We start from the raw sequence: 21,757 nt of genomic DNA, 5'->3' as shown, positions 1-21,757 counted from the left end.
TTTGGTTAATGTTCTATTTATGTTCTACACAGTCAGAGGACAAACCGATGGCCCAGCAAACACGCCCCACCGCCCTGAACGGGCCGAACAACGACTATCACCTGCTTCCGGTGACCGATCGGCAGATGCGGTATGCGCGTGCGATTGCCGAGAAGTCAGCCCTTGAGATTCCGGTTGAGGCACAGCGCGACCGGCGGCTTTTGTCTGACTGGATTTCTGCCCACAAACCACGCGGGACCTCGCAATTCGACAATTACCCGACGGGAAAACAAGTCGCGTTTGCCGAGCGGATTTCACGCAGCAAGCGCCGCCCGATCCCATCCGAGTGTTTCCGCGACAAGAAAATGATGTCGCGCTGGATCGATCACAACAAATAGCCCTTAATTAGGGTCTGTCCGGATTGTGGTTGCGGGCGTAAAGCGAAACTGCTGCGGCAACAAACATCCCCAGCAGGATATAGCCTGTTACGGCTTCGGACACGGCGAGCCCACGGCACAGACCGGTCGGAGACATGTCGCCATACCCGACTGTGGTAAAGGTAACATAGGAAAAATACAGGATATCCCCCGGACCCTGCGCACCGATGACACAGTGGTCGTTATACCCAAAGGCCCCGTAAACTGCGGCGAACAGGAATGGAACGACCTGTATGAACGAAACACCCATCAGAAACAAAAGCCTGCGGGGCGATTTCACCTGTGTCATGTAATACCAGGACTGTGACACCAGCCATATCAATAGCCCGATCGAGGCGACTGTGCCAATCGTGTCACCCGCAGCCGCCTCGCTCAGGCGGGACAGGCCGTACCAGGCCAGGAAGCTGGCAAGGACCAGCCCCAGTGCCGCAATCAGGGTCGATTTCCATTCGTCCAATGTCGTGGGTTTGCGGTGCATGAACGACCCCTCAATCCGGTTTTTGGGCAATCATCCGACCTAAAGGCAACGCCCGCAACCCGAATTCAATCCTGCCGCAAATGCGCCTCACCCCGTTCCCGAGCCAGCAGGATCTGCTTTTGCCGCTCGCGAAAGCGCATCTTGTCAGCATCGGACGTCTCATCGATGCATTGATGGCATGAAACGCCATGCTCGTATTCCGGGCGCTTCATATCCTCGGGCAGGATAGGACGCCGGCAGCCATGACAGAGCTTGTGCGGCCCTTCAACAAGCCCGTGACCAACCGAAACGCGATTGTCGAACACAAAGCATTCACCCTGCCAGGAACTGTCTTCGGCGGGGATTTCCTCAAGATATCGCAGGATACCACCTTTGAGGTGATAGACATCCTCGACCCCCTGCCCCAACAGGTAGTTGGTGGATTTCTCGCAACGGATACCGCCGGTGCAGAACATGGCGACCCGCTTGTTGTGAAAGCGGTCCTTGTTCTGTTCCCACCATGCCGGGAAATCGCGGAAACTGGCTGTTTCAGGGTCTATTGCGCCTTCAAACGTCCCGATTGCCACTTCGTAATCGTTTCGCGTGTCGATCAGCACCACATCATCAGAACGGATCAGGTCATTCCACTCCTGCGGGTCGACATAGTTGCCGACACGGGCGCGCGGGTCCACGTCGGGCTGGCCCATGGTCACGATCTCTTTCTTCAGCCGCACCTTCATCTTGCCGAAAGGCGGGTGGTCCGAGGTCGCTTCTTTCCACTCCAGATCAGCGCAACCGGGCAGGGATCGGATTTGTTTCAGCACGGCGTCAATTCCGGCCCGCGGGCCGGCGATCGTGCCGTTGATCCCTTCCTGGGCAAGCAGCAGCGTACCTGTGACAGACTGCGCGCGGCACAGGTCCAGCAAGGGGTCGCGCAACGCGGCCGGGTCCGCGAAACGTGTAAAGTGATAGAGGGCAGCGATTGTGTACATACGCGCGATCTACCTTTGCAGACCCAGAGTCGCAAGGGATTGCATTGACGCCCCGCGCGCCGCCGCCTACCGATAGAGCGTAAAAGGAGGCCGCCATGACCCATGCCCTGCTCGTGATCGATGTCCAGAACGACTTCTGCCCAGGTGGGGCACTGGCCGTGGCAGAAGGGGACGAGATCGTCGCACCGATAAACGCCATGATGGATGAATTCGATGCCGTGATCCTGACTCAGGACTGGCATCCGGCGGGGCATTCTTCGTTTGCCAGTTCTCACGATGGCAAAAACCCGTTTGACCTGGTCGAAATGCCCTATGGCCAACAGGTTCTGTGGCCCGACCACTGCGTGCAGGGCACGCGCGGCGCCGGTTTTCATCCCGACTTGCGCACGGATGGCGACCTGATCCTTCGCAAGGGGTTCCGCAGTGCCATCGACAGCTATTCCGCATTCTTCGAGAATGACCACCAGACACCGACAGGCCTGAAAGGCTATTTGGATACACGCGGCATCGACCGTTTGACCCTTGTGGGATTGGCCACCGATTACTGCGTGCGTTATTCCGCGGTAGATGCCGCCAGGTTGGGTTTCGATGTCACGGTCCGCATGGGCGCGTGCCGCGCGATTGATATGGACGGTTCGCTGGCAGCCGCCGAACAGGCGATGCGGGATGCCGGCGTCGTATTGACCTAAGGTGTGGCGCCTGCGGCGGCCAGAAGCTTGATCATCACGAACAGAACAACCGCCAGACCCAGCGCGAACCCGATGCGCCCCGGTATCGTGCGACGTTCCGGGTTGGTCTGATTTGGCGGAGGTGACGGAACGCGCATCGGTCGGCTGCGCACGATCCCAGCCATGGGTTGCGCGGTTCGCACATAATGCAGGAAATCCCACACGTTGAAATCGCCGCAATATTCACCCTGAATTCCACGCGTCCTGATGTTGTCAAACAGCGACCGCAGAATTCGCACCCGATCCGCATGATCCTCGGCCGGAAAAACACCTGGCACGATGCCGCTGTTGCGCGACTCGAGGCTGAACCCGGCATCCATGAAAATCTTGCGGATTTTCGGCGATGTTCCACGCAACGCGTCCGCGGCTCTGATATCGCGGAAAACCGCACATACCTGGCGTTCTGTATCAGAGGCAGACCCCAGCTTTTCGGGGTCCAGATCTTCCAGCGCTACGTTAACAATATCAAAATCGTACTCGATACCCATTCACAAACTCAGTTTCGACTTTCCATCCCCTCTTCTCACTAACCGGTAAAAACAATGCACAATATGCCGGCTTTGTGACGTCAAACTGGCATTGTCAACAAATCAGTGACTCTTGCTATTTCCAGAGTCGATTGATCTAACTACGGAAATCGCAGGAGTTCCCCATGGTCGACATCGCGACCCGCGTCTACAATCACAAATGGAAGATTGACCCGATTGTACGGTCTTTGATCGATACTGATTTCTACAAACTGCTGATGTGCCAGTCAGTGTTTCGAAACAAGCCTCAAACAGATGTCGTTTTTTCGTTGATCAACCGGTCGAATCACGTACCTCTGGCGCGTTTGATCGATGAGGGAGAGCTGCGGGAACAGCTGGATCACATCCGCTCTCTCAGCCTCAGCCGCGGGGAAAGCACCTGGCTGCGCGGCAACATGTTCTATGGAAAACGGCAGATGTTCCGCTCGGACTTCATGGAGTGGTTCGAGAATTTGCGCCTGCCGCCCTATCATCTTGAACGCAAAGGCGACCAATATGAACTGACCTTTGAAGGCAAATGGCACGAGGTCATGCTGTGGGAAATCCCCGCGCTGGCGGTGTTGATGGAGCTGCGCTCGCGCGCGGTTCTGAACGACATGCGCCGGTTCGAATTGCAGGTACTGTACGCCCGCGCGATGACCCGGGTTTGGGAAAAGATCGAAAAGTTGAGCTCGATAAACGGGCTTGGGATCGCGGATTTCGGCACCAGACGGCGGCATTCCTTCCTTTGGCAGGATTGGTGCGTGCAGGCGATGATCGAAGGGCTGGGCGCATCCTTTACCGGAACTTCAAACTGCCTGATCGCCATGCGACGCGAGGTCGAGGCGATCGGCACCAATGCGCATGAACTGCCCATGGTCTATTCCGCGCTGGCCGATACGGATGACGCGTTGGCGCAGGCGCCTTATGACGTGCTCAGCGACTGGCATGACGAACATGACGGCAACCTCCGCATCATCCTGCCCGACACCTATGGCACCAAGGGGTTTCTGGACAATGCTCCTGACTGGCTGGCGGGATGGACCGGCATTCGCATCGACAGCGGAGACCCGGCAGCAGCGGCCGAGGTCGCAATAGACTGGTGGAATGCACGCGGCGAAGACCCGACAGGGAAACGGATCATTTTCTCTGACGGTCTGGATGTCGAGAAAATTCAGGAATTGCACGCCCAGTTCGCGGGCCGCGCCAATATTTCCTTCGGTTGGGGAACCTTGCTGACCAACGATTTTCGCGGACTCGTCCCCAATGACGCGCTGGCACCGTTCTCATTGGTTTGCAAAGCGGTATCCGCCAATGGCCGCCCGACGGTGAAACTGTCGGACAACCCGGAAAAGGCGATGGGTCCGAAAGACCAGATCGAACGCTACAAGCGGGTGTTCGGTGTCGGTGCGCAAGAAGCCATAAAGGTTGTGGTTTAGCCCCTAAAACTCTTTAGCAAAAAAAAGTCTATCGTGTGCTAAAATACCCAAATAGCTACTAATATTTGGAGTACGAAGATGGCAGGCATTGAGAATCCCGTTTCACTTGAAACTGCATTGATCGAGCGTGACGAACTTGGGCTGCATACAGTTGCTGCGTACTTGATCAGCCGAGCGTCAGCACTGACTACCCCGAAGGATGCCTTCGAATATACTTTGCCAGAAGAGGACACTGCTGAACTTGGCTTCAGAGATGTTGCAACCTTTCAACAATTGGACGGACGAGTGCCCCTGCCTTCTGTACCTGGTCCAGACGAGGATTCCGCCAATGAACAAGCCGTTTCCGCGCCAATCAGCTACTACGATCAGCTAGCGGAGTTTATCGAGCGCGCCGAAGAGTCAGGTACAGTTCCAGACGTTCTGACTGCAGTCAAATATGGTCTTTCTGCCCCAAGCGACATTGTCAGAGTGGCGGCACTCAGTTCAGGTATGAAATTATTTCAGCTGCCTTCGTTGACCCCGTTGACTCGGTTCGAGTGGTTTGCACAGAGGTTCGACAACCTGTCAGATTTGACACGCGAAGTTTACTCAACTCTCTTTCTAAGCCTCGGATCAGAGCCGTCCGCGCTGCCGATGAGGTTTCCGCAGCCGCCTGAGCCGGGCATCAGGGACGATATTGGACTCACACTGGTCCACGGTACTCATTTTGACATCAACTCAGATCCAGATTGGTATTATCCCGGAACCGGAGACCTTCACACGTATATTGCGCCACATCGCAGCGACATTTTCTCTGGAGCTGACTTCTTCGAATGGGAGGGGCGTTGGTCGGATCGTGGTCGTGATATTGCAGCAAAAAATTTTTCGACATGGGTACGGTACCAAGGTCTTGAAGGTTGCGATGTCGTCACTCACAGCCATGGGGGTAATGTCGTCATGAAAGCTGCAGAATCTGGCTTGAAACTGCGCCGGGTCCTGTTTCTGAGCTGCCCGGTGCATTGGGACAAGTACAACCTACTACATGGAAACATCACCCAAGCTTACGCGGCGCGAGTCAGGTTTGACTTCGTCGTATTAGCTGATTGGGGCGCGCAGAAGTTCCCGAGCTCTGCAAACTTGGTGGAACAACGGCGAGTCGGAAGCTTTTTTGGCAGCCACTCGGACACACGCAAGTCAGAAACCTGGCAAAGTGACCAGATTGAGAACATGCTGACTTGAAAGACCTTAAAATGTTATCCGTGAAACGCGGCAACTGTCTTCAACTGTGAAAAGCCGTACAAAGCTTCGAACCCTTTTTCGCGGCCATGGCCGGATTTTCCCACCCCGCCAAACGGCAGTTCAACACCACCGCCTGCACCGTAGTTGTTGATGAAAACCTGACCCGAGTGCAGCGCTTTCGCCAACCGCATCTGCCGCGCGCCATCCCGCGTCCAGACGCTGGCGACCAGGCCGTACTCTGTACTATTCGCTATGGTCAGAGCCTGTTCTTCGGTGTCGAACGGGATCAGAACCTGGACGGGGCCGAAAATTTCGTCCTGTGCCAACTGATGATCTGGCGGCACGTCTGCGAACAAAGTGGGCCGGACATAGGCTCCGGTCTCTGGCGCGTCTTCGACAATCTGTCCCTGCGCAGCGATCGTCAGGTCAGTGGCGGTTTTCAGAAAGCCCCTGACAATCTGTCTCTGCCGGTCCGAGATCAACGGCCCAACCCGCAGATCCTGCATCGCCGGGCCGACGGTCAGTTCTTCATAGGCCTTGGACATGCGCGATCTGACCTGCTCATAAACGCCCCGCTGCACCAGGATCCGGGACGAGGCCGAACAGGTCTGGCCCGCATTTTGGATACCCGCATTCACCAGAAACGGCAGCGCCGCATCCAGATCGGCGTCGTCAAAAACCAATTGCGGGGATTTCCCGCCCAGTTCCAGCGTCACGGGCACCACGTTGCGTCCCGCCGCCTGCTGCACAAGGGCCCCTGTGGCAACAGAACCGGTGAACGAGATGTGGTTTACACCCGAATGTCCGGACAGCGCCGCACCCGCCTCGGCCCCCAGACCGGGCACGACATTCAAAGCACCGGCCGGCAGCCCGGCCTGTTGCGCAAGATGGGCAAAGGCCAACGCGGTCAAACAGGCCTCTTCCGCCGGTTTCAGAACACAGGCGTTGCCCATGGCCAACGCCGCCCCGACGGAACGCCCGATAATCTGCATCGGATAGTTCCAGGGCACGATATGGCCCGTCACCCCATGTGGTTCGCGCAGGGTATAGACGGTGTAGCCATCGAGATAGGGAATGGTCTCACCCATCACCTTATCCGCCGCGCCGCCGTAGAACTCGCAATAGCGCGCCAGGGCGACCGCGTCTGCCCGGGCCTGTGTCAGCGGTTTGCCGACATCCATCGCCTCAAGCCGCGCCAGATCGTCCACCCGTTCCAGCACCAGCTGGCTTAGCCGGGTCAGGATGCGGCCGCGTTCCAACGCCGTCTTTCGCCCCCAATCACCATTCAACGCAGAACGGGCGGCTTGTACCGCCGCGTCGATATCCGCCTCGAACCCTCGGGCGATCCGGCAGATCTCGGTCCCGTCCGAAGGGTTGATCAAGGGCAGGCTGTCGCCCGCAGCCGCCCGGATCCAGCGCCCGCCGATCAGGCACAAGGTGGGATCAAACCAAATGTTCTGGGTCATTTTGGGCCTCCAATCAGGCTCTAACAAGAAACTTTATGCCGTCAGCGGCCTTATCTCGGGCAACCGGGGCGCAGCGGTAATCAGGGTTTGCGTATAGGGATGTTGCGGATCTTCGAACACCTGCTTGGTCTGACCCTGTTCGACGATCCGCCCGGACTGCATCACAAGCACACGGTCGGTGATCGTGCGGACAACGCTCAGGTCATGGCTGATGAACAGATAGGTCAGGTCATAGGCGTCGCACAGTTCAGCGAGCAGATCGAGGATCTGAGCACGGACCGAAACGTCAAGCGCCGAAACCGCCTCGTCGAACAGGATCAGATCGGGCCGGATGATCAGGGCGCGCGCAATGGCGATCCGTTGCCGTTGCCCGCCCGAGAATTCGTGGATGTACTTGCCCGCGTCGTCGGGGCCGAGGCCGACGGCAGTCAATATTTCCGAGATCCGATCCTGTCGATCTGATCCAGTGGGCGGGGTGTCCAGCAGGTGGAAAGGCTCGGTGATCAGGCGCGCGACACGGTGGCGGGGGTTGAAGCTGCCATATGGGTCCTGAAACACAACCTGCATCCTCCGACGCACGGCAAGGTTGGGTTTGTGACCGGTGAATACCGGCTGACCACCCAGCCGGATTTGACCGGACTGAACCTCCTCCAAGCCCAAAATCGCCCGTGTCAGGGTCGATTTTCCGCATCCGGATTCCCCGACCAGCCCCAACCGCTCGCCTCGGTTGAGGCAGAAGCTGACACCATCCACCGCCCGGTGATGGCGCGGCGCGTCCAACAGGCCTTTTCGGGGTAATCGGTAGGCCCGGACAACTTGGGTTACCTCCAGCAACGTTTGCGGTTGCGCGGGTTCCGGCAAAGTGACCTGATGGCCAGACGCCTCGAACAGCATTCGGGTATAAGGGTGTTGCATGTGACGCAGCAGGTGCTGTGTGGCCCCGCTTTCAACCACTTCTCCGTGGCGCATGACGATGATCTGGTCGGCCATGTCAGAGACAACAGCCAGATCATGGGTGATCATCAGCAGCCCCATGTCGTATTCGCGCACCAGCCCCTTGAGCAGGTCGAGAATCTGCGCCTGTGTCGTGACGTCCAGCGCTGTCGTCGGCTCGTCCGCGATCAGCAGCCTGGGGCGCAGAGCGATGGCCATGGCAATGACCACGCGTTGCCGTTGCCCGCCGGACAGTTCGTGCGGATAGCGGGAAAGGGGGAAGCGATCAGGCGGCAGGCCGACGCGGGTCAGCACCTCTTTGGCGCATGTTCGGGCCTGGGTCGGGGGCATCGCCTTGTGGATCAGGATCGTCTCCATCACCTGATCACCGATGGTTTTCACCGGATTGAGCGCTGTCATCGGTTCCTGAAACACCATCCCCACGGACGCGCCGCGCAAGGCGCACAAATCGGGCTCTGACCGTGTCAACAGATCCTGACCGTCCAGCCAGATCGCACCTTCCGTGCTGGCCCCATGCGGCAGCAGTTGCATCACCGCCAATGCGGTCATCGATTTGCCCGAGCCGCTTTCACCCGTCACCGCCACGATCTGGCCGGGGTCGATCGACAAGCTGACCTGTTTCAGAATCGGTCTCCCGTGGATCGTCAGCGACAGGTTTTCAATCTGCAACAAACTCATGCCCGCGCCACCCTGATCCGGGGATCCAGCCAGTCCCGCATTCCGTCACCCAACAGGTTCAGACCCAGCACCGTGACGATGATCGACAGACCCGGAATCAGAGCCAAATGCGGGGCAAAACTGACCATCGTCTGCGCGTCTGCCAGCATCCGGCCCCAGCTGGGCGTTGGAGGTTGAGCGCCCAGACCGACATATGATAGGCCCGCTTCGGCCAGAATGCCAAGGCTGAACTGGATGGTCCCCTGCACGATCAGCAGATTGGCCACGTTGGGCAGAATATGTTCAGCCGATATCCGCGCGGCCCCTTTGCCCGACACACGGGCGGCGAGGATGAACTCTCTCTCCCAAAGCGACAAAGCAGCCCCGCGGGTGATACGGGCAAAGACGGGGATGTTGAAAATGCCGATCGCAACAATGGCGTTGATCGCTCCGGCGCCATAGACGGCCGTGATCAGGATGGCGATCACCAGCGAAGGGAAAGCGAAGACCAGATCGTTGCCACGCATGATGACCTCATCCAGCCATGAGCCTTTGCACGCGGCCGCTACCAGACCAAGAGGAATGCCGATTGCCATGCCGATGCCGACGGCCACCAACGCCACCGCAATCGACGTACGCGCACCGACCATGATCATCGAGAACATGTCGCGGCCGAAATGATCGGTCCCAAACCAATGCTGCCCGTTTGGTGGCTGCAATTTATTGGGAATTTCCAGCGCGGCATGGTCGTAAGGGGTCCAAATGAACGAGACCAACGCGGCCAGAACCACCAGCGACGACAACAAGGCCCCAACGATCAGGTTCCGGTTCATGTCCTGCTCCTCAGTCGTGGGTCCACGGCCGCATAAGCAAGATCGACAAGGAAATTGACCGTTATCACGGCAAAGACCAGCAACATCACGACCGATTCCACGACGATGAGGTCTCGGGCAGAAATGGCCTGAAACACCAGCCGCCCGAGACCCGGCAGATAGAACACCTGTTCGATGATGATCGATCCCGCCAGCAGAAAGGAAAACTGCAAGCCAATGATGGTCAGCACCGGAATCAGCGCATTTCGCACCCCATGCCGCCACAGGGCCTGACGACGGGACAGGCCCTTGGCCCGAGCCGTGCGCATGAAATCCTCACCCAGAATGTCCAGCAAGGCCGACCGCATGACCCGCGCCAGAATCGCCGCCTGTGGCAAGGCAAGAGCCACGGCAGGCAGGGTCAGGGAATGCAGGCCGGCCCACAGACCGTGGTTCCAACCGGCAAACCCGCCCGCATTGAACCAGCGCAGATTGATGGCGAAGATCAGCACAAGCATCATCGCGAACCAGAAGTTCGGGACTGCGATGCCAAGCTGCGTCGCCCCCATCACCGCAAGGTCCCCTGGTTTGCCCCGACGCGCAGCGGCATAGATTCCGGCGGGAAAGGCGATCAACGTGGACAGTGTCAGCGCGTAGAGCGCCAGGGGCAACGACACCCATAGCCGGTCAGCGATCATCTGCGACACCGGTGTGCGATAGGTGTATGAGGTGCCGAAATCGCCCACCAGCATGCCACCAACCCAGTGGAAATAGCGCTGTATCCTGGACCCATCCAGGCCCAGCTCGGCCCGCAGCGCCGCCAGCGTGTCCTCCTGCGCATTGACGCCCAGCATGAACGAGGCCGGATCACCCGGAGCAACCTCGATCACGGCGAAGATGACCACCGAGGCGACGGCCAGGCTGACAAGCAAGGAAATCAGTCGTTTGAGGACGTAGCGGAGCATTGGCACCACGTTAGGGTCACATCAGGCACGGGTCCAGCGTCTAAGGCACCAGAAGGAAAGCGGAAACCGCATAGGCAACGATCGCGGCATAGCCCAGTGGATAGATCCACTTGATCGCATAATTGTCCAAAGTGCGCGCCGCCCCCTCCTTGCCGGACACTTTCAATCGTCGCAGCGCGACGTTGAACACGATCAGCGCCCCGGTCATCAGGAACATGCACTGAAGGACAAAATCCAGAAAAGTCAGATAACCCAGCTTGGGCAGATCTGCGGATATTGCCCAGTTGAACGCGACGAAGACCAGCAGGTTGCCGCCCGCAATCTCGATCCTCCGGCGGTATTCATCCAGAAAAAACAGCGCCCAGCCGACCGATATCAAGACAAGCATCGGCAGGAAAACCCGAATGACGTAATATGTCAGATGTCGATTGCCCTCAAAAACAAGCGCGACCTGATCGCTTTCTTTGCCGGATAGACCCAAGACCCTGGATGTTTCCAACCGTGCATTGTTCAGAATCCATTCTTCTTCGCCCAACTGATCTCCGAGGCCGGAGAATTCGTTCAACGGATGGTAAGTGACGTATTCAGAGGGAAAGACCGAAACGACCTCGAAATGAAACTCCTGCGTGTCGAACGGGTATTTTCGGAAGTCAAAATGAGGCGCCTGGAGTGTAAGAGACGATTTTTCGACATACAGCACCCGCCCGTCATAGCGCAGGGATGCGGCGGATTCGTGGATCCACTTGTTGGACTGCTGATTGTGAATGACAAAAGCCGGCAGAACGGACCCGATACTTGCCGCGTGATTGGCAAGGTCGGGCGGGTTGAGGACCCGGACATCCCTCCCCAGTTCCTCGGGATCAAACGCCAGCGCCGGATCGGTCCATTCCACCCGCAAAACCACAACCGCGCCATAGTTTTCGGCCTTTTGATCAACACCGGTGATCTGGTCGATGCGAATGCCGATCCCAACGTTCAACGGGTTCTCGGGCGTTCCGGGCAGGGCATCCATCCGACCCCCCAACACATTCTGCGCCGTGGCCGCGACCGAAGAACCGAACACCAGAAAAAAACCTAAAACCAAGACGGGAATGGCACGGAGCAAGAACATACGCGAGAACACCCTGACACAATGGAAGGCCCGGGCCGCCCGGCGCGGCGCGGGCTGTAACATCACTCGGACCAGCTGATCTGAGTCAGATCGATTGCGGCGGTGGGCGCGTTCTCCCAAAGGCCCTGAACGCCGACTTTCGCAACGCCCAGTTTGGCCAACTGGAACAGATAGCCATTGACATAGTCGCTTGCGATCAGGCGCTGCGCCTCACCCAGCAAACGGGTGCGTTCTTCGGGGTCGGTGGTGGTGTTCAGGGTGTCCATCAGCGCCTGAAAATCCGTGCTGTCATACTGAAAGTAATAATCAGGCCGCGCATAAATGCCGATATCCATAGGCTCGGTATGGCTGACGATGGTCAGACCGAATTCCTTGCCCTTGAACACGGATTCCAGCCATTGGGCCCATTCCACATTGATGATCTCGGCCGTGATGCCGACCTCGGCCAGCTGCGCCGCTATGATTTCGCCCCCCCGACGGGCGTAAGACGGCGGAGGCAAATGCAATGTGGTCTCGAACCCATTTTCGAATCCCGCCTCTGCCAGCAACTCTCTGGCTTTTTCGGGGTCGTAAGCGGATTGCGCGGTCAGATCGACGTAGGCCGGATTGTGCGGCGCAAAGTGGGTTCCGATCGGCGTGCCATAGCCAAACATTGCGCCGTCGATGATCGCCTGCCGGTCAATGGCATGGGCCAATGCCTGACGAACAAGGATATCATCAAACGGAGGCTGCTTGTTGTTGGTGGACAAGATCGTCTCACCTTCGGTCGAACCCACAAGGACCTGAAAGCGCGGATCGGCCTCGAACTGGGGCAGGTTTTCCGGCGCCGGGAAGTTGTCAAACACGTCGACATCCTCGGCCATCATGGCGGCAAAAGCGGCGGTCGGGTCCGAGATGAACTTGAACGTCGCAGTCTCTAATGCGGGCTGTTCGCCCCAGTAATCGGGGTTTCGGTTCAGCGTGATACTGTCGCCCTGCACCCAGTTTCCAAAGGTATAGGCACCGGTACCAACCGGGTTGGTCTTGATGTTTTCAATGCTCTCGGGCGCGACGATGACCGCATCCCCCCAGGCCAGGTTGAACAGGAAATTTCCGTTCGGTTCTGACAGGGTGACTTTCACCGTCAGCGGGTCGACGACCTCGACGGTTTCGATACCGGCAAACAGGGCCTTCTGCGCGTTGGCGCTGTCTTCCGCGGTTGCGCGGTCAAGGCTGAATTTGACATCCTCGGCGTCCATGGTGGTGCCATCATGGAAGGTCACCCCGTCGTGCAGGTTAAAGGTATAGACCGTCCCGTCTTCGGAAATCTCCCAGCTTTCCGCCAATCCGGGCACGACCGAGCCGTCGCCCATGAAACGTGTCAGGCCTTCGAAGATATTGGTGTAAACCACCGAGTCGATGGCTTGCGCTGCGGCGCTTGTCGGGTCCAGATGCGGAGGCTCAAGCTGCATCGCAATGGTGATGTCCGACTTGGCCAAAACCTGCGTGGCAAGCAGGCTGGCCCCTACGGCCAGGGTCGATGCAAATGTCCGGAACAGGAATTTCGTCATGTGAACTCTCCCTACTGAAACGGGTTGTGCCCTTGTTTTCAGGGCCATTTTACTGACAGTCTTCCTGTAAACCTCAGGTCAATCAAGGGAATGTTCGCGCAACCGGGGTTTCTTCGGCCCCTCCCGATCTGCTATGCCGCACTGCAACATAATACTGCAGGAGCGATCCATGAGCGCCACCGCCCGCAAGAAAGCCCCGAACGCCGAGGACATTCGCGCCCGAAAAGGCGGCGAACCTCTGGTCTCTTTGACCGCCTATACCACGCCAATGGCGCGCCTGATGGACGCCCATTGCGATTTTGTGCTGGTCGGTGACAGCGTCGGCATGGTGCTGCACGGGCTGGAATCCACGCTGGGGGTCACGATGGAGATGATGATCCTGCATGGTCAGGCCGTATCACGCGGCCTGAAAAGTGCGATGATGGTCATCGACATGCCTTTCGGAAGCTATGAGGAAAGCCCGGCGCAAGCCTTTCGTAACGCCGCACGCCTGATGGCGCACACAAATGCCGGCGCGATCAAGCTGGAAGGCGGTGTGGAGATGGCTGAAACCATCCGCTTTCTGGTGAAACGAGGCATCCCGGTGATGGCTCATATCGGACTGACGCCGCAGTCGATCAATACGCTGGGCGGCTACAAGGTGCAGGGCCGGGACGAGCAGGCTGAAGCCGTCATGGCAGACGCCCGCGCCGTGACCGAGGCTGGCGCGTTCTCGGTCGTTCTGGAGAAAGTGCCCCAAGGTCTGGCGAACCAGATCACCGAAGAGATTGCGATCCCGACCATCGGCATCGGTGCATCTGCGGGCTGTGACGGGCAGATTTTGGTCGTGGACGACATGGTGGGCTTTTTCACCGCCTTCAAACCCAAATTCGTCAAACGCTATGCCGAGCTTGGTCCGTTGGCCGAAGCGGCCATTGCGGAATACGCCGCCGAAGTCCGCGCGCGGACCTTCCCGGCGGACGAACATGTCTTTGCCGATCAGGCTCCGGCCAAAGGACAAAAGACATGACCGCACCGATTCTGCGCTCTCTGACCGAGCTGCGTGCCAAAACCACCACATGGCGCCGAAACGGTGAGGTGATCGGCGTGGTTCCGACCATGGGTGCGCTGCACGAAGGGCATCTGTCACTGGCGCAGGCTGCGAAACAGGGCTGCGACCGGGTGATCGTGACGATTTTTGTGAATCCCAAGCAGTTCAACAATCCCGAAGACTTGGCAAATTACCCCCGCACCGAACATGAAGACTCCCAAAAGCTGGCCCCGTATGGCGTGGATGCGATCTATGTGCCGGACCCGCAGGAAATCTATCCGGAAGGTTTTTCGACGACGGTATCGGTTGCCGGTCTGACCGACGTGATGGAAGGACCTTTCCGCCCCGGACATTTCGAAGGCGTGGCCACGGTGGTCGCCAAACTGTTCCTGCAAACACAGGCGGATCGAGCCTATTTCGGGGAAAAAGACTATCAACAGCTGCTGGTTGTCCGCCGGATGGCGCGCGATCTGAACATCCCAATCGAGGTGATCGGCTGCCCGACCGTCCGAGAACCTTCGGGCCTGGCGATGTCGTCGCGCAATCTTCTTCTTTCCCCCCAAGGGTTGAAGATCGCAGAGCAAATGAACGGCGTCATGCGGCAGGTGGCGGACGATTTGGCCAAGGGCGCGGACTTTGCCATGCTGGCGCAGGATGCCAAGGAAACCCTGCTGAATGTCGGGTTTTCCGAAGTCGAGTATGTCGACCTGCGCTGTGCCGAGACACTGGAAAGCCTGTCCAGCGCCACCCAGCCCGCCCGCCTGTTTGTCACGGCCTGGGCCGACGGCGTCCGCCTGATCGACAATATTCCTGTCAATCCGGCCTGATTTCTGCACTGGCCCCTTCGCCATTGTTTGCGCTAAAGTCCGGCAAAACGATACCGGGGGAGAGCGGAAATGACCCATATTCTGGCAATCGATCAAGGCACCACATCCTCGCGCGCCATTCTGTTTGACGCGCAGATGCGGCCTGTTGGCACCGCCCAGCAGGAGTTTCCTCAGCACTTTCCGCAGGAAGGCTGGGTTGAACACGACCCCGAGGATATCTGGTCCAGCGTTCTGCACGTGTGCCGTGAGGTGATGGAAACCACCGGTGTTTCAGCGGATCAGATTGCCGGTATCGGCATCACCAACCAGCGCGAAACGACGGTTGTCTGGGACAAACAGACCGGCAAGGCCATCCACAATGCCATCGTCTGGCAGGACCGCCGCACCGCCGATATCTGCGCGCGCTACAAACAGGCCGGGTGCGAGGATGACGTCACAGCTCAGACCGGTCTGCTGCTGGATCCTTATTTCTCGGGCACCAAGGTCAAATGGCTGCTGGATACCGTTTCCGGTGCACGCGAGCGCGCAGAAGCCGGAGACCTGCTGTTCGGCACGATCGACAGTTTCCTGATCTGGCGGCTGACCGAAGGCCGTGTTCATGCAACCGATGCCACCAACGCCGCCCGTACTCTGCTGTTCGATATTCACTCGGGCACGTGGAGCGCCGAGATTTGCGACCTGCTGGATGTGCCCCTGAACCTTTTGCCCGAAGTGAAGGATTGCGCCGCGGATTTCGGAACCACCACTTTGCTCGGGGGCGACATTCCCATTCTGGGCGTTGCAGGCGACCAGCAAGCCGCCACCATCGGGCAGGCCTGTTTCCAGCCCGGTATGATGAAATCAACCTATGGTACGGGTTGCTTTGCGCTGTTGAACACCGGCACGCAGCCGGTTCAGTCGAAAAACCGCCTGCTGACGACGATCGCGTATCAACTGGACGGCCGGCGGACTTATGCGCTGGAGGGATCGATCTTTATCGCGGGGGCCGCAGTGCAATGGCTGCGCGACGCGTTGCAGATCATCGACGCGGCGCCTCAAAGCGGCGAACTGGCGGCTCGGGCTGATCCGAACCAGCATGTGGTGCTTGTGCCCGCCTTCACCGGCCTCGGGGCGCCTTATTGGAAACCTGACTGTCGCGGAGCGCTGTTCGGGCTGACGCGCAATTCCGGCCGGGCCGAGATTGCCCGCGCCACGCTGGAAAGCATCGCCTTCCAGACCCGCGACCTGTGGCATGCCATGCAGGGCGACTGGGGCGCCGATGCCGATGTCATCCTGCGCGTCGATGGCGGGATGGCCGCGTCTGACTGGACCATGCAAGGCCTGTCGAACTGTCTGGGCGCGCCTGTGGACCGCCCTGTCATGCAAGAGACGACAGCCCTTGGCGCCGCATGGCTGGCAGGCATGAAAGCCGGAATTTATCCCGATCAGGCCGGGTTTGCGGAAACATGGGCGCTGGACCGCCGGTTCGAGCCAACGCAGGAACAAGTCGAACGCGATGCGGCTTATGAGCGTTGGCAACGCGCGGTACAGGCTGCGATGGCGTTCTAACCGTGGTCTTTCAACAAACGCTGTTTCTGCCGTGACCAATCGCGCTTGGCCTGGGTTTCGCGCTTGTCATGGGTTTTCTTACCCTTGGCGATGCCGATCTTGATCTTGGCCAACCCCTTGTGGTTGAAATACAAAACCAGCGGCACCAGCGTCATGCCCTTGCGCTGGGTTGCATTCCACAAATCGGACATCTGTTTGCGGGACACCAGCAGCTTGCGACGGCGGCGTTCTTCGTGCTTGAACACTTTGGCCTGCTCGTATGGCGCGATATAGCTGTTGACCAGCCACAGCTCGCCATCATCGACGGTGGCATAGCTTTCCGCGATGTTGGAGCCACCCGCGCGCAGGGATTTGACCTCGGATCCTTGCAGAACGATACCGCATTCGATGTCGTCCTCGATGGCATAATCGAAGCGGGCGCGCCGGTTTTCGGCGATCACTTTGTAATTCGGGTCTGTCTTCTGCTTGGCCATGACGCGTTGATTTAGGCGGCTTGCGCCGCCCTTGCAAGGCACGGATTTCCAGCCGAGGTCATGATTTGGCAGAAATGATCAGATCCGGGCCAAAAATCGTGTCCGCGTGGTTGTGAAGATATATCTTCAACCAGGGCGTAAACCGGTCCGGGTGGCGTTTCACCTCGGCCAACAGATCGTGATAGTCGATCCAACGGATATCCATGACTTCATCCGGGTTGGGCGCGATTTTCAGCGGGCCGCGGACATGGGCCAGAAAGACGTCGACAACCTCGTTTTCCACCATGCTGTTGCCGACATCGGCGTGATATTCCAGCCGGTGTCGGTATTCGGGATACAGACCTGTGATCCCAAGCTCTTCACGCAGGCGGCGCACGGCACAGGTGGACGAGCTTTCGTCCCAATCGGGATGCGTGCAGCAGGTGTTCGCCCAAAGGCCGGGCGTGTGGTACTTGCCCAATGCGCGACGCTGTAACAGGATCTCGGTCCCCCGTACGACAAAAACCGACACAGCCTTGTGCTTGAGCCCCTTCTCGTGAACTTCAAGCTTGTCTACAGGGGTCAACTCACCATCGACCCAAGCTGGGATCATGATACCCATCTGTCCTCTCCTGCTGCCAATCCGCCTGACGAGCCCTGATTTTGATTATTGCTGTTGCCGGATCGGCTTGGCTTTGCGGCGTTGCTTGGCAATCCGCCGTCTGACTTCAAAGTGCGGCTGTTCCACATTGTTATCAATCGCACCAAAGGCCGCAGGGGCTGCGGCCTTTGGTCCTTGTGCAGTGGTGCACAATATCAGATGTTATTCACCCGACACGCTTGCGATGTAGGCATAGACGTCTTCGGCGCCCTTTTTCAGCTTGAAGGTCATTTTCGATTTGGCGGATGTGTCATCCAGATAGGTTTTCAAAAATGCCTTGGGGTCCTGAGCATACTCGACAAAAGTAGTTTCGTCCCAGACCAGACCCTTCTCACCGGCGGCAACGATGCTGTCTCCGTATTTGAAACCCTCAACGGTACCAGCGGTGCGGCCCGCGATTCCATAGAGGTTGGGGCCGGTCTTGCCACCTTTGACGATCACTTCGCCTGCCGGGTCGGCGATCATGTGGCAGGACTTGCATTTGTTGAAGGTTTTCTTGCCCGCCTCAGCGTCACCTTCAGCATAAGCAGGAAGGGCCAGAAGGCCGACGATTGCGGTAGCGAGGATGCGATTCATAGCTTTTGCTCCGATAGAAATTGGCTGCACCGAATGGACCGTCGGCGCAAAAAAGAGTCAACGCGCAGATTGCCGCGCGCGCTTAATGTGCCACTGCGACAAATAGGATGTCCTTAACTTTTGTCATGTACCTCGGACCAGCAAGGCAACAGATCGCCCGCGGCCGGAGTCGCCAGATACACGGCGCGCGCAATAGCTCGCGCCAGGCACAGCGAGGCCGCATGCCCGATGACACCTGGTTCGGTGTCGGTGGCGACACTCCGCGCGCCCGTGCTGACCCCGAATACCAGATCACCATCCCCCGGCGTGTGGGCGGGTACAATGGCGCGGGCAATACCGTCATGGGCGGCAACGGCCAGTCTCTGACATTGCGGTTTGGTCAGGGCCACATCCGTCGCAACGATGGCAATCGTGGTATTGGCCTGGTCCGGGTTCGCGGACTGCATCACCTGCGCCTTGCGACTGACCGTTGGTTGGCCAAGTCCGGCATTGGAATCAGGCCCCAACCCGCCGAATTCGCCGCCCACTTCAAAGGGGGCTGCCCAGAAATGCCTGTCACCCGGCGTGGTGACACTGCCCAGCGGATTGACCGCAACCAATGCGCCAACGGTAACACCACTGTCCAAAACAACCGAGGCCGAACCCAACCCGCCTTTGTGCATCGCGGTCAAAGCCCCGGTTCCTGCACCTGCAGTTCCGAGTTCGAATCGGTCCGACGCGGATTCGAACGCCGCGCGGCCCAAGGCGCGATAGGGATTCTCGTGCCACGCCTTGTCGCCGCCATTCAGCAGGTCGAACAGGATTGCCCCGGGCACGATCGGCACCACGGCGGAACCCACCTTGAACCCGCGGCCCAGGGCATGCAGCGCATCCATGACGCCCGAACAGGCATCCAGCCCGAAGGCCGACCCGCCCGAAAGCACGATCGCATCCACCTGGTCAACGGTCTTGTCGGCGGCCAGCAAATCTGTCTCGCGTGTGCCGGGTGCGCCACCCATCACGTGCACCGAGGCGCGGAGTGGTTGCGCGCCGGTCAGGACGGTGACGCCTGATTTCAAAGTTGCGTTCTGTGCGTTGCCGACCTTCAGGCCGGGGACATCCGTGATCAGGTTTCTGGGTCCGGGGATCATGCAAGCCTCGGTGGTCGAGCGGGAAAGCGCGCTGGCGCGCGCTGCCTCCGGCGGGGATATTTTTGGCCAGATGAAGAGCGGATCAGATGCATCGGCCTCCGTCCACCTCGAGCGCGGCGCCGGTGATCATGCTGGCCTCGTCCGAACACAGGAAACAGGCGGCATTGGCCATATCTTCGGGGGTTGAAAAGCGGCCCAACGGGATGGTCGACAGGAATTTGGCACGGATTTCGGGCGTATCCTCGCCCATGAAGGATTTCAATAGCGGCGTTTCCCCGGCGACCGGGCAGATCGCGTTCACCCGCACGCCGGACGGGGCGAGCTCGACCGCCATCGTTTTGGTTGCGGTGATCATCCAGCCCTTGGAAGCGTTGTACCAGTTCAGGTTCGGGCGCGGTGACAGGCCCGCGGTTGAAGCAACATTCAGTATTGAACCCGCCCCGCGCGCCTTCATGGGTGGAACCAATGCGCGGGCGGTCAGATAGACGGATTTCATGTTCACGTTGAAAACACGGTCGAAATCCGCTTCGCTGACCTCCTCCAGCGGCGTTGGCAGGTGGGTCACACCGGCGTTGTTCACAAGGATGTCCAGATGGCCGAAGGTTGAGAAAGCCGCATCCGCCATCTTTTGAACCGAAGCGCCCTCGCCTACATCGACCTGCTGGGCAACCGCCTCGGACCCAAGCCGGGTTGCGAGTTCATGCGCAGCATCGCCATTGATGTCAGCGATCATGACACGCGCGCCTTCGGCCAGGAACTTCCTTACGATCCCAGCACCAAACCCGGATGCACCGCCAGTGACGATTGCGGTTTTTCCCTCCAGCCTCATGGTGTTACTCTCCTGCACCTTTTGCAGGCCAGACTATCAACGCCCGGACGAGATGCCAGATCAATCTTCGGACACCTTGCCGCGCAGCGCCTTGACGTCGCCCCGCGCCTTTTTCGCCGCAAGCCTGCGTTTGACCGAACCATAGGTGGGTTTCGTCGCGATGCGCCGCTTGGGTTTGACCAGCGCCTTGCCGATCAGCTCGGCCAGCCTTGTTCGCGCAATTTCCCTGTTGCGGGCTTGGGAACGTGTTTCTTCGCACTGAATGATGATCGCGCCATCCTTGGTCCATCGGCGCCCGGCCAGCCGTTTCAGCCGCGCCTTGACCGGATCGGGCAGCGAGGGTGAGCGCGCGGCTTCGAAGCGCAGTTCAACGGCGGTCGAGACCTTGTTCACATTCTGCCCGCCAGGCCCGGAGGAACGCATGAAGCTCTCGGTCATTTCCCAGTCTTGCAGAGTGATTTCGTCAGAGATGTGCAACATGGGTGAGACCATAGCTGGAGCGGTTAAAAACAGAAAGGGCCGCCCCGGTGGGACGGCCCTTCGAAAGTTTAGGAGGTCGGGTCGGTTAGATCAATCGACCAGCCGGAGCGTACGCTCGGCCAAGGGCTGCCCTAGCAGGCTTTCCCCCCGGTTGTTCCGACACCTCTCTCCAATCTCTTTCTCGACACTGGATCACCTCCTTTTCTATCTGTTGCGGTTGAAAAGTAGCGTGACACAAGATGCGCCATTCTCAAAGCACTTTTTTACGCAGGCTGTGCAGCGGTCAGTCGCGCAACGATCACCTTGAACGGGATCAGCGCGATCAGGGCCAGCGACAGTTTCACCAACCAGTCGGCAAAGGCCAGCGTCACCCACAGCGGCGCCTCGGGGCCCGACAGCATGAAGGGCACGGGCTCCCACGCCCAATTGATGGCCGCATCCGCATCGGCACCAAAGAAGGTGACCGAGGCCGAGAAGGCGATGGTGAAGAAGATCGCGGTATCCAGCGCTGAACCTACCAGGGTCGAGACCAGCGGCGCACGCCACCATTGACCGCCGCGCATGGCGTTGAACACTGTGACGTCGGTCAGCTGTGCGATCAGGAACGCGGTGCCCGAGGCGACGGCGATGCGCAGCGGCACGGCGGCATAGGTGAACCCGTCGCCCTGAAGCATGATCTGGCTGCCGATCAGCGAGCAGATCACCCCGGTGACGAAGCCCGCGAAGACAACCTTGCGGGCCGGGCCCACACCGTAGACGCGGTTCATGATGTCAGTGACCAGAAAGGCCAGCGGATAGGTGAAGGCACCCCAGGTCAACAGGCCATCAAAGATCAGGAACTGGACCAGGATGTTCGAGGCCACGACGATGGCGGCCATGGCAAGAATGCCGGGAATATAGTTGCGTTGCATTTTTTGATGCCCGTTTTGACAAGGTAGCGGCGACTTGGCCAA

General features: G+C 58.9%; 23 protein-coding genes. 7 read left to right on the top strand and 16 right to left on the bottom strand.

Going from position 1 to position 21,757, the window contains the following annotated elements; all coding sequences use genetic code 11:
• Positions 1 to 47 precede the first annotated feature (47 nt).
• Positions 48 to 377, top strand: a complete 330-nt coding sequence (locus ACR0C6_RS15605; protein ID WP_171117096.1) for a hypothetical protein — start codon at positions 48 to 50, stop codon at positions 375 to 377.
• Between the two features lie 7 nt (positions 378 to 384).
• On the opposite strand, the gene ACR0C6_RS15600 is transcribed toward ACR0C6_RS15605, so the two are convergent.
• Both ACR0C6_RS15600 and trhO read right to left on the bottom strand, forming a co-directional pair.
• The gene (locus tag ACR0C6_RS15600) at positions 385 to 894 is read right to left on the bottom strand and encodes a potassium channel family protein (protein ID WP_152459433.1); all 510 of its coding nucleotides are present in this window, start codon (positions 892 to 894) and stop codon (positions 385 to 387) included.
• 65 nt (positions 895 to 959) lie between these two features.
• On the bottom strand, positions 960 to 1,865 hold the full coding sequence (gene trhO / locus ACR0C6_RS15595) for an oxygen-dependent tRNA uridine(34) hydroxylase TrhO (protein WP_480446657.1): 906 nt from the start codon (positions 1,863 to 1,865) through the stop codon (positions 960 to 962).
• 95 nt (positions 1,866 to 1,960) lie between these two features.
• Between trhO and pncA the strand changes: the two genes are divergently transcribed.
• A complete protein-coding gene (gene pncA / locus ACR0C6_RS15590) occupies positions 1,961 to 2,554 on the top strand; it encodes a bifunctional nicotinamidase/pyrazinamidase (protein WP_480446656.1) in 594 nt (197 codons plus the stop codon).
• Here the strand turns inward: pncA and ACR0C6_RS15585 are convergent.
• Complete coding sequence (locus tag ACR0C6_RS15585; protein ID WP_480446655.1) at positions 2,551 to 3,081, bottom strand: hypothetical protein; 531 nt, start codon at positions 3,079 to 3,081, stop codon at positions 2,551 to 2,553. The genes pncA and ACR0C6_RS15585 overlap by 4 nt on opposite strands.
• Positions 3,082 to 3,245: 164 nt before the next feature.
• Between ACR0C6_RS15585 and pncB the strand changes: the two genes are divergently transcribed.
• The gene (pncB, locus tag ACR0C6_RS15580) at positions 3,246 to 4,538 is read left to right on the top strand and encodes a nicotinate phosphoribosyltransferase (protein WP_480620090.1); all 1,293 of its coding nucleotides are present in this window, start codon (positions 3,246 to 3,248) and stop codon (positions 4,536 to 4,538) included.
• A 78-nt stretch (positions 4,539 to 4,616) separates the two neighbouring features.
• Entirely contained in the window at positions 4,617 to 5,756 is a 1,140-nt protein-coding gene (locus tag ACR0C6_RS15575) for a hypothetical protein (RefSeq protein ID WP_480446653.1), read from the top strand.
• 14 nt (positions 5,757 to 5,770) lie between these two features.
• On the opposite strand, the gene ACR0C6_RS15570 is transcribed toward ACR0C6_RS15575, so the two are convergent.
• The 6 genes from ACR0C6_RS15570 to ACR0C6_RS15545 form a co-directional block, all read right to left on the bottom strand.
• Positions 5,771 to 7,222 carry an aldehyde dehydrogenase family protein gene (locus ACR0C6_RS15570; protein WP_480620088.1) on the bottom strand — a complete coding sequence of 484 codons (1,452 nt, stop codon included), beginning with the start codon at positions 7,220 to 7,222 and terminating at the stop codon, positions 5,771 to 5,773.
• A 33-nt stretch (positions 7,223 to 7,255) separates the two neighbouring features.
• Positions 7,256 to 8,854 carry an ABC transporter ATP-binding protein gene (locus tag ACR0C6_RS15565; RefSeq protein WP_480620086.1) on the bottom strand — a complete coding sequence of 533 codons (1,599 nt, stop codon included), beginning with the start codon at positions 8,852 to 8,854 and terminating at the stop codon, positions 7,256 to 7,258.
• The gene (locus ACR0C6_RS15560; RefSeq protein ID WP_480620084.1) at positions 8,851 to 9,666 is read right to left on the bottom strand and encodes an ABC transporter permease; all 816 of its coding nucleotides are present in this window, start codon (positions 9,664 to 9,666) and stop codon (positions 8,851 to 8,853) included. The genes ACR0C6_RS15565 and ACR0C6_RS15560 overlap by 4 nt, the downstream gene beginning before the upstream one ends.
• Positions 9,663 to 10,610: an ABC transporter permease gene (locus ACR0C6_RS15555; RefSeq protein WP_480620082.1), complete on the bottom strand. Its 948-nt coding sequence runs from the start codon at positions 10,608 to 10,610 to the stop codon at positions 9,663 to 9,665. The genes ACR0C6_RS15560 and ACR0C6_RS15555 overlap by 4 nt, the downstream gene beginning before the upstream one ends.
• A 40-nt stretch (positions 10,611 to 10,650) precedes the next feature.
• Positions 10,651 to 11,721, bottom strand: a complete 1,071-nt coding sequence (locus tag ACR0C6_RS15550) for a ligand-gated ion channel (protein WP_480620080.1) — start codon at positions 11,719 to 11,721, stop codon at positions 10,651 to 10,653.
• A gap of 62 nt (positions 11,722 to 11,783) precedes the next feature.
• A complete protein-coding gene (locus tag ACR0C6_RS15545; protein WP_480620078.1) occupies positions 11,784 to 13,271 on the bottom strand; it encodes an ABC transporter substrate-binding protein in 1,488 nt (495 codons plus the stop codon).
• A gap of 169 nt (positions 13,272 to 13,440) precedes the next feature.
• Between ACR0C6_RS15545 and panB the strand changes: the two genes are divergently transcribed.
• From panB to glpK, 3 genes are all read left to right on the top strand, one after another.
• The gene (gene panB, locus ACR0C6_RS15540; protein WP_480620076.1) at positions 13,441 to 14,280 is read left to right on the top strand and encodes a 3-methyl-2-oxobutanoate hydroxymethyltransferase; all 840 of its coding nucleotides are present in this window, start codon (positions 13,441 to 13,443) and stop codon (positions 14,278 to 14,280) included.
• Positions 14,277 to 15,128: a pantoate--beta-alanine ligase gene (panC, locus tag ACR0C6_RS15535; RefSeq protein ID WP_480620074.1), complete on the top strand. Its 852-nt coding sequence runs from the start codon at positions 14,277 to 14,279 to the stop codon at positions 15,126 to 15,128. The genes panB and panC overlap by 4 nt, the downstream gene beginning before the upstream one ends.
• Before the next feature lie 69 nt (positions 15,129 to 15,197).
• Positions 15,198 to 16,676: a glycerol kinase GlpK gene (gene glpK / locus ACR0C6_RS15530; protein ID WP_480620072.1), complete on the top strand. Its 1,479-nt coding sequence runs from the start codon at positions 15,198 to 15,200 to the stop codon at positions 16,674 to 16,676.
• Here glpK and smpB read toward each other — a convergent pair.
• From smpB to ACR0C6_RS15495, 7 genes are all read right to left on the bottom strand, one after another.
• Complete coding sequence (gene smpB, locus ACR0C6_RS15525) at positions 16,673 to 17,149, bottom strand: SsrA-binding protein SmpB (protein ID WP_224858171.1); 477 nt, start codon at positions 17,147 to 17,149, stop codon at positions 16,673 to 16,675. The two genes, glpK and smpB, sit on opposite strands and share 4 nt — an antisense overlap.
• 58 nt (positions 17,150 to 17,207) lie before the next feature.
• A complete protein-coding gene (gene idi / locus ACR0C6_RS15520) occupies positions 17,208 to 17,750 on the bottom strand; it encodes an isopentenyl-diphosphate Delta-isomerase (RefSeq protein ID WP_171172087.1) in 543 nt (180 codons plus the stop codon).
• 201 nt (positions 17,751 to 17,951) lie between these two features.
• On the bottom strand, positions 17,952 to 18,365 hold the full coding sequence (locus tag ACR0C6_RS15515; protein WP_171172089.1) for a c-type cytochrome: 414 nt from the start codon (positions 18,363 to 18,365) through the stop codon (positions 17,952 to 17,954).
• Positions 18,366 to 18,478: 113 nt separating this feature from the next.
• Positions 18,479 to 19,495, bottom strand: coding sequence for a P1 family peptidase (locus tag ACR0C6_RS15510; RefSeq protein WP_480620070.1), 1,017 nt, complete (start codon positions 19,493 to 19,495; stop codon positions 18,479 to 18,481).
• Between the two features lie 82 nt (positions 19,496 to 19,577).
• Entirely contained in the window at positions 19,578 to 20,324 is a 747-nt protein-coding gene (locus ACR0C6_RS15505; RefSeq protein WP_171117063.1) for an SDR family oxidoreductase, read from the bottom strand.
• 60 nt (positions 20,325 to 20,384) lie between these two features.
• Positions 20,385 to 20,804, bottom strand: a complete 420-nt coding sequence (arfB, locus tag ACR0C6_RS15500; protein ID WP_480446642.1) for an alternative ribosome rescue aminoacyl-tRNA hydrolase ArfB — start codon at positions 20,802 to 20,804, stop codon at positions 20,385 to 20,387.
• A gap of 263 nt (positions 20,805 to 21,067) precedes the next feature.
• Positions 21,068 to 21,715: a queuosine precursor transporter gene (locus tag ACR0C6_RS15495; protein WP_171640194.1), complete on the bottom strand. Its 648-nt coding sequence runs from the start codon at positions 21,713 to 21,715 to the stop codon at positions 21,068 to 21,070.
• Between the last annotated feature and the right edge of the window lie 42 nt (positions 21,716 to 21,757).

The sequence above is a fragment of the Ruegeria sp. AL12 genome (assembly GCF_056540885.1).
The sequence above is the reverse complement of the archived record's forward strand: the minus strand, read 5'-3'. Positions and strand labels throughout refer to the sequence as shown.

Coding starts and splice junctions, on each gene's coding strand:
- ACR0C6_RS15605 (WP_171117096.1), top strand. CDS start 48: ATGGCCCAGCAAACACGCCCCACCGCCCTGAACGGGCCGAACAACGAC.
- ACR0C6_RS15600 (WP_152459433.1), bottom strand. CDS start 894: ATGCACCGCAAACCCACGACATTGGACGAATGGAAATCGACCCTGATT.
- trhO (WP_480446657.1), bottom strand. CDS start 1,865: ATGTACACAATCGCTGCCCTCTATCACTTTACACGTTTCGCGGACCCG.
- pncA (WP_480446656.1), top strand. CDS start 1,961: ATGACCCATGCCCTGCTCGTGATCGATGTCCAGAACGACTTCTGCCCA.
- ACR0C6_RS15585 (WP_480446655.1), bottom strand. CDS start 3,081: ATGGGTATCGAGTACGATTTTGATATTGTTAACGTAGCGCTGGAAGAT.
- pncB (WP_480620090.1), top strand. CDS start 3,246: ATGGTCGACATCGCGACCCGCGTCTACAATCACAAATGGAAGATTGAC.
- ACR0C6_RS15575 (WP_480446653.1), top strand. CDS start 4,617: ATGGCAGGCATTGAGAATCCCGTTTCACTTGAAACTGCATTGATCGAG.
- ACR0C6_RS15570 (WP_480620088.1), bottom strand. CDS start 7,222: ATGACCCAGAACATTTGGTTTGATCCCACCTTGTGCCTGATCGGCGGG.
- ACR0C6_RS15565 (WP_480620086.1), bottom strand. CDS start 8,854: ATGAGTTTGTTGCAGATTGAAAACCTGTCGCTGACGATCCACGGGAGA.
- ACR0C6_RS15560 (WP_480620084.1), bottom strand. CDS start 9,666: ATGAACCGGAACCTGATCGTTGGGGCCTTGTTGTCGTCGCTGGTGGTT.
- ACR0C6_RS15555 (WP_480620082.1), bottom strand. CDS start 10,610: ATGCTCCGCTACGTCCTCAAACGACTGATTTCCTTGCTTGTCAGCCTG.
- ACR0C6_RS15550 (WP_480620080.1), bottom strand. CDS start 11,721: ATGTTCTTGCTCCGTGCCATTCCCGTCTTGGTTTTAGGTTTTTTTCTG.
- ACR0C6_RS15545 (WP_480620078.1), bottom strand. CDS start 13,271: ATGACGAAATTCCTGTTCCGGACATTTGCATCGACCCTGGCCGTAGGG.
- panB (WP_480620076.1), top strand. CDS start 13,441: ATGAGCGCCACCGCCCGCAAGAAAGCCCCGAACGCCGAGGACATTCGC.
- panC (WP_480620074.1), top strand. CDS start 14,277: ATGACCGCACCGATTCTGCGCTCTCTGACCGAGCTGCGTGCCAAAACC.
- glpK (WP_480620072.1), top strand. CDS start 15,198: ATGACCCATATTCTGGCAATCGATCAAGGCACCACATCCTCGCGCGCC.
- smpB (WP_224858171.1), bottom strand. CDS start 17,149: ATGGCCAAGCAGAAGACAGACCCGAATTACAAAGTGATCGCCGAAAAC.
- idi (WP_171172087.1), bottom strand. CDS start 17,750: ATGGGTATCATGATCCCAGCTTGGGTCGATGGTGAGTTGACCCCTGTA.
- ACR0C6_RS15515 (WP_171172089.1), bottom strand. CDS start 18,365: ATGAATCGCATCCTCGCTACCGCAATCGTCGGCCTTCTGGCCCTTCCT.
- ACR0C6_RS15510 (WP_480620070.1), bottom strand. CDS start 19,495: ATGATCCCCGGACCCAGAAACCTGATCACGGATGTCCCCGGCCTGAAG.
- ACR0C6_RS15505 (WP_171117063.1), bottom strand. CDS start 20,324: ATGAGGCTGGAGGGAAAAACCGCAATCGTCACTGGCGGTGCATCCGGG.
- arfB (WP_480446642.1), bottom strand. CDS start 20,804: ATGTTGCACATCTCTGACGAAATCACTCTGCAAGACTGGGAAATGACC.
- ACR0C6_RS15495 (WP_171640194.1), bottom strand. CDS start 21,715: ATGCAACGCAACTATATTCCCGGCATTCTTGCCATGGCCGCCATCGTC.